The sequence below is a fragment of the Vibrio sp. THAF64 genome, from assembly GCF_009363455.1.
GTDB classification, from domain to species: Bacteria; Pseudomonadota; Gammaproteobacteria; order Enterobacterales; family Vibrionaceae; genus Vibrio; species Vibrio coralliilyticus.
Genome location: NZ_CP045355.1, coordinates 1,907,839 through 1,920,853, shown reverse-complemented (window position 1 = coordinate 1,920,853; position 13,015 = coordinate 1,907,839). Strand labels below are relative to the sequence as shown.

Here is a 13,015-nt window from a genome sequence, read left to right as displayed (position 1 = left end):
CAACGTGTTACTTTCGGTTGGGTTATATCTCAACGTATTGCATGAGGAAGTTGAATAGATGCAAGTACAAGCGAAACCAGGGTTAAAGCTGATTGCGATTCTCGAAGCACTGAAAGGGCTGTTGTCATTTGCGGTTGCGTTGGGTCTGCACCTTTTAGCCGGAAAAGACTTGCAGCAGTGGGCTGAGTCTTTAGTGCTGCATGCTCATTTAAACCCTGCCCATCATTTACCGGGTGTGTTTATAGAAGCGATGGGGCGATTTCCGCAAGGCAATGTTCAATGGTTTATGCTGGGTGCATTGGCATACACGATTATTCGATGGGTTGAGGCTTATGGCTTATGGAAAGGGCTTCGTTGGACGGAGTGGCTAGCACTGATAGGCTGTGTGATCTACGTGCCTTTCGAAGTGTATGGCCTGATTCATCACCCGGGCATAATTGGAGCTGTGATACTTATCGTTAATCTCTTGATCATTGCCTATATTGCAAGAACGTTACAAGCCAAGCCTGAATTTGCAATAGAAAGTTAGCTTGTGCTGGAAATCATGTTTGTTATGCAAACATGATGATGAGTACAGCAGATACTGTAATAGAGTGTAAAAAGCTGTAAACCCGAGAGCGGTATCGCTGGTTTCGAATCTGAAAATAGCTAGAGTGACTAGTGCAGGGTTATGAACCTGTATGTACAAGGCAGACAACGTCAGGAGGTTGCCATGGATAGATATTGCCCGAACTGTGGAATAGAGATGATCGATAAGAATCATGTTTCCATATGTCCGAGAAACGATATTGGAGAGTGTTCTTATGATGGATATCAGAACACGCTAGAGCAGGCTAGCCAAGAGTACACGATACTCGGTAATGAAAAACGGCTAGAAGAAGCGCATTAGATTAACTCAATCTAATGAGGTATCTCCAAAAACAACAAAGCCCGCTATAAGCGGGCTTTGTTATAAAATTTGGTGGGTCCGGGCGAACTCGAATCGCCGACCCCTACCATGTCAAGGTAGTACTCTAACCAACTGAGCTACGGACCCAAATTTTTGTTCTTAGTGCATTTAAGCAAGGAGTGGTGGGTCCGGGCGAACTCGAATCGCCGACCCCTACCATGTCAAGGTAGTACTCTAACCAACTGAGCTACGGACCCATTCCTTAAGAACGAGATGGATATTACCGAGACTTTTTGGGTCGTGCAAGAGCAAATTATTGGTTTTTAAACTGTTTGCTTCACAACTAATCGAATTGGCGTTTTTTTATACCAAAATAGAAAAGGAGAGCATGATTTCTCTCCTCTAAATGATTGATTTATCGTCCTCGTCCGTCGACCATGACGATGAGTGTTTTGGTAATGATGCTGATATCCATCAGAATCCAAGATTTTAGCGAACGCAGTGATAAGGCATAACTATGGTCAAAGCCGACTTTTCTGCGAACGTCATCGATACAGGTGTCATAGCCTTGATTAACCTGCGCTAGCCCTGTAATGCCTGGCATTACTCCATAGGTACGGTCAGCAAAGTAAGGGATGGCCGTTTCTAGCTTGTTATAAAAGCTAGGGCGTTCAGGGCGCGGGCCGATCAATGACATATCGCCTCGGATGACATTAAACAACTGCGGGATCTCATCTAGGCGTGTCTTTCTCAGGAAACGACCAACTGGAGTAATTCGTGGGTCGTTCTCTGTCGCCCAGACTGCACCTGTACGCGTTTCTGCATCGACATACATGGTGCGAAACTTAATGATTTCAAAGAACATCATTTGTTCTGGTGTCGATTTGCCCACACGCAGCTGCTTATAGAAAATAGGTCCTTTGGAGTCGAGTTTTATGGCTAAGGCAATCGCGGGCAAGATGGGTGACAGCATCAAAAGCCCGATTACAGCGCATAGAAAATCGAAGATACGTTTTGCTAACCAGATTGAATATAAAGAAGATACGTTGCTCATAAGATGCTCCTTATCATTGAATTCTTGTCCAACGAGTGGCTTCGAAACCGAACAAATAGCGTAAGCCACCAATTAGGTTGGCAAAGTGCCCTGCTACTATGTATGTGATTAACTGACAGTATTTATGGCTAAATATGTGTGGGAACACATGCCCCAGAATCGCAATTGAGTAAACAGCGAGCTGTGCAATGGTCCCGATGAAAAATAGTGGATGGTGAATAAGTACGACAGAAAGCGCCAGACACAGAATCATGAGGTATGGTGTTATTAGTCTTAAACCTTTGCCTGAAAAGAAAGCAAAAGCGACGCCTTTGTATCGTGGCAAAAACAATTCCGCCAATTGCAGGGCTTGCTGCATGTTGCCAGCAGAAATTCTGAGCCGACGTTTAAAATCGTTGTCGGTGTTGGTTGCTTCAAGCTCTAATGCAATCATGTCCTTGTCGTAATCCACTCGATATCCTTTACGAATAATCTCCATTGGAATGATGAAATCGTCGTTGATAACGTTTTGCTTGAGCGGTTCAAACAAGTGAGTTCTGAACAAATAGAAAGCCCCATGAGCGCCAAGTGTGCTACCCAAACTGGCCTCATGCAGTTTCATTCTGCTTTGGTATTGCCAGTATTTGCTTTCACCTTCACTACCACTAGAAAGTAATTGGTAATGTCCGTTAACAGCACCTACAGTTTTATCTTTGAAGTGCTGGTTGGCTACCAGCAGGGCATCGACAGAAATCAGAGCTGACACATCGCTCAATGCTGTAATGTCACTTGATATCGTTAGCATCTGCTCATTCACTAGTGCAACCTTTCCGCGGTTCTCTTCAAAGACTCGAATTTCAAAATGTGTATCACAGCAAATGGCTTCTTGAATCGTGTTCTGAGCCACTTGAGCAGTATTGTCGGTACAACCATCACAAGCGACGATGACTTTATAGTGCTCTTTCGGGTAATCCAGACAGGCTAAGTTGCGAATTTTGTCTGCGATCCACTGTTCTTCGTTATATGCAGGGATAAGAATGGTGATGTCAGCTAATTGTCTATCTGAACGAGCGATCTTGTAACCACGTTCGATTGGTTTTACTTCTTCCACAGGGTGGCGCTTAGAATACCAAGCAAGTACAAGAGGGTAGCCAACATGGTGATAGACGATGAGCCCAGCACAGATTGTGAAGAAAATTCCAATGGTCAGATCAATCATGCGTATTCCTCCTGTGTTATTGCGCTATAGGCATCCACCATTTTTCGAATGTCGTTATTGTTGACAACAAACTGGCGTGGTGAGGATTGAGGGGACTCAAGCAACATTTGGGATAGCTTCAAAGCAAGCTCGCTACTATTTTCTGCTTCCGCGAGCTGACTTGTTATAGGACATAACGTTTCATTGGTGCCACCAACGTTTGTCGCGACTGTAGGAACGCCACACGCTTGAGCTTCCAGTGGAGCAAGGGGGAAACCCTCGCACCTTGATGGCATGCAAAATACATCGAGAGCACGATAAAAGGTTGGCATGTCCTCAACTAAATCGAGAAACCGTACTTGATGAGAGATAGATAAGTCTTCAGCCAGTCGTGTTAATGCGTCCTTTTGGCTTCCTATGCCTGCAATAGCGAGAGTCACATTGCTATTAATGAGAGGGAGTGCCTTGAGAAGGATATCATGACCTTTTACTTTTTCGAGGCGTCCAGCGGAGCCTATGATTTTTCCATGCGCAGGTAGGCCAAGCTCACAGCGTGCCTGTGCCTGAGATCCCGGCTTGAATCTTTCACAGTCTATGCCGTTTTTTATTACAGTGATATTGGCATAGTTGAGTTTCTCATCTAATTGCTCTTTAACTAGCCCAGCATCTGCCACCAAATTAGGACGGGATAGCTTTAAAGCAAGGCTTTGCAACAGAAGATGTTTTTGATTGTTAAGATGCCAAGCGTCATGTTCTGTGTGGACTATGTGTTGAACACCTGCCAGTTTAGCTGCAGTCGCTCCATAAATCAGAGGCCCAATGTGGTGAGTGTGAACGACTCTAGGTTTAATTTGTTTGAATAATTTACGCAGTTTAGATATCGCCTCGAAATCAAAACCGGGCTTCTTTGCTAGAAAGATAAGTTTACCTTCAACGTTCTTTAAGCTAGGCCAGTTTGCCAATGTTTCGCAGCGACTTCCTTCGAGACTGATCAGGAAAACGCTCTCGTCTGGTTTAGCAAACTTGAGCATGTTGATGGCTAATGTTTCTAATCCACCTGGTGCCAAATGCTGAACAACATGTATGGTTGTTTTCGGTTGACTGGTCATGCGATTTCCTTGGTGTGCGATGGTTTAAATTAGAAATTGCATAACCTGTGCCAAAAAAAAGTCCTTATATAACAGTGTATTAGGTTTTCATGTGTGAGGTGTTTTATTTTGAGATTCTTTATGATTGAAACGGTTTTATTTTAGGAATTGCAGTGATCACCTGTTTGCCTGTTAGAGACTGCAACTCACTCGCGCTTCGAACCGAAGTATCAAAAAGCTCAATGAGCGTAGCGATACCACAGCCTAGGCCAATGCCTGCGACGAACCCTGCGATAATGAATATGACTATGGGTAGGTTAGCTGGTGAACTTGGCGTATAAGGTAAATCAATGATCTTGACTCGCTTGTTTTGCTCAAAGATACCTAGTGAGCCAGTAAGTTGAGCCATCTCATACCTTTGAATCAACTCATCGTAGAGTTGTCTTTTGATTTGAACATCCCTCTGCAACTGGAACATGTCTTTTGCGTTGTCGCCGAAGCGGTTCGCTTGTTGCTCAAGCTCTTCAATCATTTTACGCAAGCTTTTGGTTTCTTCACTCAAGGATTCAAACCTTCCCCGCACTAGCTGAAGGCTGTGTAGTTGGGTAACAAGCAAAGGTTGAATTTGGCTGATGTCAGATAAAGTGTTGCTACTCGCGATATCCCAAAGCTGGTCGCTGCTGATATTTGGCTGCTCAACTTTAAGAAGTTCCGAACGTTCGTTTTCAAGTCGACGAAGTTCCCGCTGTTTGCCGAGTACAGCACTATGACTATCAGTATATTTAGCTCTTAGTAAAGTTAGCTCACTGCGAATTTCAATGATTTGGTCTTCAATTTTACCAACGACGGGGTTGGTTTTAGACAGTTGCTGATCGAGCGAGCCCAGACTCCGCTCAACCCCAGCAAGTTCTGCCTCTTTCTCGGCTAAGTTTTGCTTCAGGCTAGCAAGCCTCGCAAGACTCTGACTTTGCATTTCAGGTGTAACGGAGGCGTTTTTGTTCTTAAAATCAGCAAGCGCTGTTTCTGCTAAGTCGAGATCTTCTCTTCGCTTATCAATATGCATGGTGAGAAACTCACTTGAATCTTTGATTGAAGAGCGTTCTGGGGCCAGCATTTGCTCTATAAAGTGCTCGCTGACAGATTCTAATAGTTCTTTCATGCCTTGAGGTTGAGTAGAAGAAAGCTGGATTTTAAGGAAATCCTTTCCAGGCTGGGTAACCGTTAAGCTTGCTGCGAGCTCTGCGATGACTTGATCCACTTGAAAAGGGGACATTGAATCGTCAATCAGTCCACGCTCTTTGGCAACGGATCTTAAAATATGTCGACTCTTGAGCAATGTACTCAGAGCTGCCAAACGCTCCTTGAGCATGGTTGAAACTGCGATATCTTCCAGAAACGGGTTCATTTTTGCCGTTTCCTGAATCAGCATACTGGTATGGGAAACGTATTTCTCCGGAGCCATTTTCCCGACGAAGTATCCAGCAAAAGGCATGATCAGCATTGGTAGAACAATTACGTACCTCTGTCTCCAAGCTGCATTAAGGATAATGATAAAGCGCAGTTTCAGTTCATTCATAGTGACTCCAGAAGCTGATTGACAACTCGACTTCGAGCATCCCAGCTGTCGCGACGAACAATCTCGGTATCAGTGTTTCCTATACTGAGAACCTGATTAAGTGATTGGCTAAACTGTTTCGCATCGTTGGCAATACTGACGTGTGATCGATAAGGAGCAAGTGCTGGAAACGGCGTTGTAACTACAGGTGTTCCGGCTGCTAGGTACTCCATCAGTTTTAAAGGGCTACAGGCTTGAATCTGATCATTGGACAAGAAAGGCAGCATGCTCGCATCCCAGTGCTGACTGTATCGAGGCAACTCTCGGTGTGGTTTGGGGCCCAAGTAAAATACATTTGGAAAATTCGGCAGAGGATTATGATCTAGCTCCAATGGCCCGATAAAAACGAAGTTCCAGTGAGGATTATCCAAACAGACTTGAGCTATCAATTTATAGTCTAGCCATTGGGATATGCTGCCGTAAAAACCAGCAATAGGCTTACCGTCTAAGGGAAGGTCTAGGGCACGGCTTACTGAGGTGTTAAATAATTCATAGTCTACGCCATGAGGGATGTGCGCGGTTTTTAATCCGTCAAACTTTTTGCAGATTTCCTCGCTTGCACCCAAGATAAGGTGAGCTTTCTCAGCCAGCCTTCTCTCATGATTACTCACTGTTTCATGATCAACACCAGCAAGCGAGTTGAAATCGTCTCCACAGTAATAAACAACCGCAGCTTCATCTAGGTTGCCACATAAATCTGCTGCAGTCGGAAGAGAAGTCCACAAAATCGGTTTTGTTAGCCCCAGCTTTTCGATGATGGGCTTGAGTTGAACTAGTAGCATGGACTTTGCTATTTCCCTTGCCCACGAAGATTTTGGAGCAGGGATGGTTTTTAAGTTTACGACAGTGATATTTGTACTCAGTTGCTCATTTTTCGACGAGTAGCCTTTTTTGCTTTGGCCTAGTAGTTTGGCGAAAGCACGAGCAAAATCTTTTTTATTAAGCTTAGGCTGACGTAGGCCGATTGAGTTAACCCAAAGCACTTTTCTATTCGCAGCTAGTCGAGAAACGATGTGTTGTGTACTTGAAGGTAAGCCTCCAAAGTCTTCGCCAAATACGATGAGATCACGCATTATTCCATCTCCTTACTCGTTAGTTTACGAACCACTTTGGCGGGGTTGCCAGCTGCAACAACATAGGAAGGAAGGCTTTTCGTTACGACACTGCCAGCCCCTACGATGGTACCTTGACCGATAGTAACGTTCGGGCAGACGGTAACATTTGTGCCTAACCAAACGTCTCTTTCTAAGGTGATGTTGCCAATATCTCTTTCACTATCGCCAGCCCCCAAGGCTCTTTTCCCCGCGTGTAAAGAATGGCCAGAATAACCAAAGAGAAACGCTCTACCGGCCATTCTTACGTTGTCGCCAATAACAATGCGTTTACCAACCGCTATTGTAGTTTGCCATCCGATGTCGACGTTATTGCCAACGATAAGCTCTGTTTCTAATGATTGGGTGCGACCGCTGAATGTGCTTTGTCCTGAGATCCTGCAGTCGTCTCCCAAATAAATTTTAAGGGGCCCGGTTACGAGTGGAACACCACCAAATAGATAAAGTCGTTTGCCGAATTGGGTGAGGCGGCCTTTAAAGGCTGGCGTGTGAATCAGAATTCTAACCATATTGGCAAAGAGGGATTTGCTTCCGTTGTAGAGAAAAGCAGTTGTTTTATTGAAGATACTTGGAGTTGGAAGGTCGCAAGCGCGAATGTTTTTCAAAATGACAAACAATTTGCGATAAACAGGGTTTGGGTTCTCTTTTAACCAAATCTTGACCTCGTTAATGTGTGTAGCCAGCATAAGCGCCTCCGCATTTTTATATTTCAATAGGAGGTGTTACACGTAACGTGCCAAAAATTAAAGTTATTGAAAACAATTGGTTATGTATTAATCTTGTCGCTTATCTGCGTATTCTCATTTTGAGAATGGTTTTGAACAATACGATTCAGGGCGATACATAGAGCGGCAAGGATATAAATAGGCCAGGTAAAGCCTTGAGTGAGGAATGTGCCCGACACTATTGTCCCCATAATGCCAGCGTATACTGCCGCGGCTGTTGCATGAAGGTAAGGAGAGTAATTATCTGGCACTGCATCTAGAAGTGACAGCGTTTGTTTGCTGGTTTTGACCAGTGAGTAGATACACCCAATGAATACTAACAGGCCAAGGAAACCTGTTTCTGCAAGTACACCAAACCAGGTCGAATGTACGGCATGGTTTAGTCCATCCCAGTGAGGGCTATAGAAAAAGTAATTGGCGTAGAAGTTGTTCAGTCCAACGCCTGTTAAAGGATTGGCGACAGCCATACCAAAAGCCGCTTCCCAAGCATAGAGTCGACCCATCGCCGAAGCATCAATGCCTTCTTCAGCGGCGCCTCCTGATTGTCTGTCAGAAATCCCCGCTGCTGCAAACAGAACAAGTAAACCGATAGTTCCAATCAACGCGAGTAGAAACTTGGAACGTATTATACGCAAGCCGAATATTCCGAATACCGCGATTGAACCGAGTAATCCACCTCGGCTTTGGGTTGCGATAACAGCACTCAACGCCAATATCGTAGCGACTATACCTAGAAGTCGAACGCTGCCAAGATTTTTTGTGGTCATCAAACTGATGGCAAAGGCAAGGGGGAACATAAGCACTAGTGACAAATCATTTGGGTCACCCAAAACTGAACCAAGTTGACGGCCAATGGTGACACGTGTTCCTTCTACTAGGCCAATGCCATTAATGGAGTTGGATAGGGCTACAAATGCAATCAGACTTCCTGCTAATACGATTAGAATACTAATGCGTTTGACATTTTGAACGCTATTTACGAGCCATGCGATTGCCAGAGTCATGACGATGATCTTCCAATAGATCGACTTGAAGTAGGTAATAGCTAAACCGGGATTGGATGATAATACGGCTCCAACGAGCACCAACAGCCAAAACACTGCGAACCAAGTCAGGCTTTGATGCCAGAACATCTGAAGATTCTTGCTGATTAAACTGTGCCACAACAGAGCACTTAAGGCTCCTACTGAAAGTAACAAAGGGATTTTTAGCGAGTAAAGAGCAGGGATGGCTTCGTGAATTCTGAAAAATGAAAACAGGACAAATAAGCTGACCAACCAAAAAGTTTGGTTTAGCACGAAAAGTATCCCAAGAGGCATCATGCTAAGCACAATGGCAACAGCAGGATGAGGGACGAGCTTCCAAACCAGTGCAATGAAGATACATACGCCAGAGGTAATGATGGCTGGATAAAGCTTATCCGCATGCATCATAGCGTACGCTCCACATGATTATGACGATGAGTTTTTTGGACAGAACTTGCAGAAAGTGAAATAAATCTTAGTTTGTGCAGCAATGCGATTAGCGCCATAGGTTGCAATACAAGCATTACCCCAGCCGTTTCTAATGAATGATTGAACCACCCACTGATCGTGAATATTGAACTAATAAGGACAAACGCCAACAATGCGCCATATCTATAGGGAATATGGCATAGTGACTGGCTTAGGTGGTATATCAAAGTAAGGCGAATAAATTGGCCCATACACAGGCAGAGTAGGATAGCTGTCACGCCTGTTTCTTTAGTCAGCCAAGCACTGACGAGTGCCACTGCTGTCGCAACAATATTGATAATAAAAAGCTTGCTTGTCTGCTTTGCATACAACACTCCGATATTGAGCATTTCTACCATTTCTTTGAGCAACATTATTACGATACACAGAACAACAAGCTGACCAGCGAATTGGTAGTCACTGGGTAGCGCAAGGCTGATAAAACATTGGCTCATCCACATAACAATGACACTCAGGAAACACAAAGCGATAATGCCGTGTTGAGTGTTAAGCGCGACTTTTTCTTTGCCGAGGGTTTCAAGTACTTCGAAGCGCTTTGGCATCCACCACATATGGAAGGGTTGAATCAGAATCCCCAACGCAAGGGCAAATTTAGCGGCAACTGCATAGATACCTAAGGTTTCTAATGTGTGCGCTTCGGCAATGATCCATCGTTCGGCACCAGAAAGTCCAAATGCGACTGCGGCTGATAACATCAAAGGGAACGAGTATTGGATGTAGCGTTTGTAGTGAACAAGTGTAGGCAGTTTGAAAGAAAGCTTGTTGTGGAAATGGAGATAAGTTACCTGGAGTACAGCACACAGAACGCCAACGCTAAATAATAAAGTAACATCTGGATTGTTGGTGAGTATCAAAATGACCAGAGAGACCTGAATGAGCAAAGTAACAAAACTGATTTTGAAAAAAGTTACCGCCTTGTTGTTTAGTCTTAACCAAGCTAAGCAGATTGCGAGAGGGGCCTCAACTATTACTACGATCGTTATCAGTGCCATTTGTTCAGTGTTGATGGTTAACGCTGCATGATACACGGCAAAATAACCTGCGAATACTACCCCTGCGAGTAGCAAGGATGTCGAAAAAGAACTGGAGTACAATTCGCATACTCGAGCAAAGCGAGTTGATGCTTCCTTTATCGTACCAATGAAGCGATAAAGATTTTCGTGCATTGCTAAACCGACCATCAGGCTGAAAAAAACAGTGGTGATAGAAAGTAATTCAAGGTGGCCAAACTGTGATGGTGTTAAGTAACTTGCCATGAAGGGGAGCATGAGTAGTGATGTCCCTTTCATCATAAGCAGGCTCAGAGTATAGAGCGCCATACTGGTGACGTTGTCTTGTTTAAACCACTGCAATATTCTATGTCGCATAACATGTTCCTTAGTGGCTCTGAGGTTTAGGCTCACGAGATAGCTTTAGGTACGGATTAGGGTCTATGGTTTTAACAAAGTCTAAGTAGCGCTGTTCTGCTCTATACTCTTCAGCAATCATCATTCCATTATCAATACAGCGTTTGAAGTTGGTGCGATCTTTAACGGCATATAACAGGGCATCACACAACGAGTTAGCATCATCAGGTAAATATTTGATGCAGTTGAGATTGTGTGTCAGGCGTTTATCCCAGTAAGAACCATCTTGAGGGATAACGACACACATCCCCGCAGCTAAGGCTTCTAAAATGGACAAACCAAACGGTTCTTTGTGGCTGGTGGAAACAAAGATGTTGGATTGGCTTCTAATCGTGTCTAATTCTTGCGGGTCTTGGTACCAATTCGTGTATTTAATTACAACGGGCGCGGTACTTGTCGGAATGGCTGTATCAACGGGCCTGATGTAACAGATGTTAGATGCGATTGGTTTGATATGTGCAGCATGTTTAAGTGCCTCGACAAACAAGTCCAGTCCTTTCCATTTTAATAAAGATGCAGCCCAAAAGCAGACGGGGAAATCTGTTTGGCAACGTGTTGGCCATCTGTCCTCGGGTAAACCGTTAACGAAGGTATGGTATTTGCGAGACGTCAAATACATCTCCACAAGGGAACCTGAGTCTTCTATGGACGTTTTGCGCTCCAGATATGTTCTCAGCGCGACAGAAATACTTGGTCTGCAGGAGGGCAGATAAAACACTTTGTCAGCAACAGTTAAGCAGTAACCGATAGACATTGAATTTCCAACGTGTCCATGAATAAACTGAACTAATTCAATGTTTTTTAATAACTTTACAATGTAAAGTGGCATGTCCATACCGGGCCCAGATGCGCCGATAGCTCTGTCAATACTCTTGTACTTGATCAAGAAAAATAGAAGGCATAAGGCGGTATAACACTGGCTTAGCCAATATAGGAGGCCGTAATGCTGCTTAGCCAATGGTTTTATAAGAGGCAATGCAACTATATCTACTGAGTGTGATGCTGTAAGCTTACTGCTCTTCCAGAATTCCACATCAGCTGTGGCGATAACAAAGTGGTTGATATCGGCTCGACACAAACTTAACGCTTCGACAGTGGCGATTTTTGATCCACCTTTGAATGTTATTGGGTCGAAGATCAGTGTTTTTGTCACGTTTGAATTAACCATGCTGACCTCCCATTGCAATGCGCTTTGCCAAATAGGTTTTTAGCGGAATAAATGTGCGCCAGAAAGAGACTGAAGGTTGGTGGGATACCATAATTTTCTTGTAAACACCGATGATACGATGGCTTGATAGCGAAACATTGAATTTGGTTCCGATGTGTTCACTGGCATTACTGGCGAGTTGTCGCCCAAAGTCAGGGTTGTCGACTAATACTCTCATGGCCTTGCTTAATGGACCCACACCACTGTTGGGGTAGAGAATACCGGTCTCGCCATGTTGAACAAACTCTGGGATACCACCTTCAAAAGGTGCCACAACTGGAATCTTGGCGACAGCGGCTTCAGCAATAACGAGTCCAAAAGCTTCGCTTCTAGCACCGCTTACAAAGGCATCACAGCCTTTTAACCAACCTACTGCATTGTTTTGTTCACCGACAAAGTGAACCCTGTTTTCCAAATACAACTTCTTGGCGTGTTTTTCTAGCTCGTTTCTGAGTGGACCGTCGCCAATGACTAAAAGGTGTGTATTCGGATATTCAAAGTTCAAATGTCTTAACGCTACGATAAGCCGATCGATACCTTTGCGGTGAATTAGAGAACCGACTGTCGCATAAAGGAAGTCGTCGTCGTTAATGCCGAGTACTTTTTTTGTTTCGACAGTCTGTTGCTCGTTGAGTTTAGAAACATGCAATCCGTTATGAATGACTGACAAATGCTCACGTGGGTACCCCTCAGATTTGAGCTGGCTGGCAACATATTCACTTACAGAGATGATGTGTGGGGATAAATGCAGGCCTAGTGTTAATCGGTCTCTTGCAGGATAGGGGCTGTGTAGCTGAGTCACCATTGGAACCTGTTTAATTCGGGCTGCGAGTACCATCCATTGACATGGAGCTCCACTGTTGACATGAACGACGTCAATGCTTTCTCTTTGGAGGATTTTACAAGCTTTACGGACCAGATAGCCCCAACCTAGAAAATCGAATCTGGGGGCGAGCCATCCAAGTAGGAGAGGGAATGCATCGGCTTCGGATGAGATGTTGTTACGCAAGGCATAACGGTGCAAAGAAGAGTTATTGGTCCATAGATGTACAGAGAATCCCTGGTCAGAGCACTGTTCCATTAGGTCAATGAGGCACTGCTCGCTTCCGCGAATCCAGTCATTTCCGTAGTGAACAAACAGTATTTTTTTCTTCATTGTTATTCCCCTTTGCCATTTGTACGAGGAACAACGCAATTGAGATGCCAAGATTTAAGGCTGGCTAACTTT

At 44.3% G+C, this 13,015-nt stretch carries 12 protein-coding genes and 2 tRNA genes; 2 read left to right on the top strand and 12 right to left on the bottom strand.

Translation table 11 applies throughout. The annotated features are described in order from the left end of the window. Positions 1-58: 58 nt before the first annotated feature. Together FIU99_RS08825 and FIU99_RS27330 are read left to right on the top strand one after the other, a co-directional pair. Positions 59-529: a DUF2127 domain-containing protein gene (locus tag FIU99_RS08825; protein WP_006962373.1), complete on the top strand. Its 471-nt coding sequence runs from the start codon at positions 59-61 to the stop codon at positions 527-529. A 183-nt stretch (positions 530-712) separates the two neighbouring features. Continuing rightward, positions 713-889 carry a hypothetical protein gene (locus tag FIU99_RS27330; RefSeq protein ID WP_019277768.1) on the top strand — a complete coding sequence of 59 codons (177 nt, stop codon included), beginning with the start codon at positions 713-715 and terminating at the stop codon, positions 887-889. Positions 890-959: 70 nt separating this feature from the next. Here FIU99_RS27330 and FIU99_RS08820 read toward each other — a convergent pair. The 12 genes from FIU99_RS08820 to FIU99_RS08765 form a co-directional block, all read right to left on the bottom strand. Further along, positions 960-1,036 (bottom strand) — tRNA-Val (locus tag FIU99_RS08820). Between the two features lie 33 nt (positions 1,037-1,069). Then, positions 1,070-1,146: transfer RNA gene (locus FIU99_RS08815), tRNA-Val, on the bottom strand. A 158-nt stretch (positions 1,147-1,304) separates the two neighbouring features. Next, on the bottom strand, positions 1,305-1,943 hold the full coding sequence (locus FIU99_RS08810) for a sugar transferase (protein ID WP_006962371.1): 639 nt from the start codon (positions 1,941-1,943) through the stop codon (positions 1,305-1,307). Between the two features lie 13 nt (positions 1,944-1,956). Further along, positions 1,957-3,141 carry a glycosyltransferase family 2 protein gene (locus tag FIU99_RS08805; protein WP_152472187.1) on the bottom strand — a complete coding sequence of 395 codons (1,185 nt, stop codon included), beginning with the start codon at positions 3,139-3,141 and terminating at the stop codon, positions 1,957-1,959. After that, the gene (locus tag FIU99_RS08800) at positions 3,138-4,229 is read right to left on the bottom strand and encodes a glycosyltransferase (RefSeq protein WP_152472186.1); all 1,092 of its coding nucleotides are present in this window, start codon (positions 4,227-4,229) and stop codon (positions 3,138-3,140) included. The genes FIU99_RS08805 and FIU99_RS08800 overlap by 4 nt, the downstream gene beginning before the upstream one ends. Before the next feature lie 118 nt (positions 4,230-4,347). Further along, complete coding sequence (locus FIU99_RS08795) at positions 4,348-5,784, bottom strand: chain-length determining protein (protein WP_095572066.1); 1,437 nt, start codon at positions 5,782-5,784, stop codon at positions 4,348-4,350. Then, complete coding sequence (locus FIU99_RS08790) at positions 5,781-6,896, bottom strand: glycosyltransferase (protein WP_152472185.1); 1,116 nt, start codon at positions 6,894-6,896, stop codon at positions 5,781-5,783. The genes FIU99_RS08795 and FIU99_RS08790 overlap by 4 nt, the downstream gene beginning before the upstream one ends. Next, positions 6,896-7,621, bottom strand: coding sequence for an acyltransferase (locus FIU99_RS08785; protein WP_152472184.1), 726 nt, complete (start codon positions 7,619-7,621; stop codon positions 6,896-6,898). Before FIU99_RS08785 ends, FIU99_RS08790 begins: the two co-directional genes overlap by 1 nt. 80 nt (positions 7,622-7,701) lie before the next feature. Continuing rightward, positions 7,702-9,093 carry an O-antigen ligase family protein gene (locus FIU99_RS08780; RefSeq protein ID WP_152472183.1) on the bottom strand — a complete coding sequence of 464 codons (1,392 nt, stop codon included), beginning with the start codon at positions 9,091-9,093 and terminating at the stop codon, positions 7,702-7,704. Further along, complete coding sequence (locus FIU99_RS08775; protein WP_152472182.1) at positions 9,090-10,541, bottom strand: lipopolysaccharide biosynthesis protein; 1,452 nt, start codon at positions 10,539-10,541, stop codon at positions 9,090-9,092. Before FIU99_RS08775 ends, FIU99_RS08780 begins: the two co-directional genes overlap by 4 nt. Positions 10,542-10,551: 10 nt before the next feature. Beyond that, positions 10,552-11,748: a glycosyltransferase gene (locus FIU99_RS08770; RefSeq protein ID WP_152472181.1), complete on the bottom strand. Its 1,197-nt coding sequence runs from the start codon at positions 11,746-11,748 to the stop codon at positions 10,552-10,554. After that, positions 11,741-12,943: a glycosyltransferase gene (locus tag FIU99_RS08765; RefSeq protein WP_038159125.1), complete on the bottom strand. Its 1,203-nt coding sequence runs from the start codon at positions 12,941-12,943 to the stop codon at positions 11,741-11,743. The genes FIU99_RS08770 and FIU99_RS08765 overlap by 8 nt, the downstream gene beginning before the upstream one ends. Between the last annotated feature and the right edge of the window lie 72 nt (positions 12,944-13,015).

Coding starts and splice junctions, on each gene's coding strand:
- FIU99_RS08825 (WP_006962373.1), top strand. CDS start 59: ATGCAAGTACAAGCGAAACCAGGGTTAAAGCTGATTGCGATTCTCGAA.
- FIU99_RS27330 (WP_019277768.1), top strand. CDS start 713: ATGGATAGATATTGCCCGAACTGTGGAATAGAGATGATCGATAAGAAT.
- FIU99_RS08810 (WP_006962371.1), bottom strand. CDS start 1,943: ATGAGCAACGTATCTTCTTTATATTCAATCTGGTTAGCAAAACGTATC.
- FIU99_RS08805 (WP_152472187.1), bottom strand. CDS start 3,141: ATGATTGATCTGACCATTGGAATTTTCTTCACAATCTGTGCTGGGCTC.
- FIU99_RS08800 (WP_152472186.1), bottom strand. CDS start 4,229: ATGACCAGTCAACCGAAAACAACCATACATGTTGTTCAGCATTTGGCA.
- FIU99_RS08795 (WP_095572066.1), bottom strand. CDS start 5,784: ATGAATGAACTGAAACTGCGCTTTATCATTATCCTTAATGCAGCTTGG.
- FIU99_RS08790 (WP_152472185.1), bottom strand. CDS start 6,896: ATGCGTGATCTCATCGTATTTGGCGAAGACTTTGGAGGCTTACCTTCA.
- FIU99_RS08785 (WP_152472184.1), bottom strand. CDS start 7,621: ATGCTGGCTACACACATTAACGAGGTCAAGATTTGGTTAAAAGAGAAC.
- FIU99_RS08780 (WP_152472183.1), bottom strand. CDS start 9,093: ATGATGCATGCGGATAAGCTTTATCCAGCCATCATTACCTCTGGCGTA.
- FIU99_RS08775 (WP_152472182.1), bottom strand. CDS start 10,541: ATGCGACATAGAATATTGCAGTGGTTTAAACAAGACAACGTCACCAGT.
- FIU99_RS08770 (WP_152472181.1), bottom strand. CDS start 11,748: ATGGTTAATTCAAACGTGACAAAAACACTGATCTTCGACCCAATAACA.
- FIU99_RS08765 (WP_038159125.1), bottom strand. CDS start 12,943: ATGAAGAAAAAAATACTGTTTGTTCACTACGGAAATGACTGGATTCGC.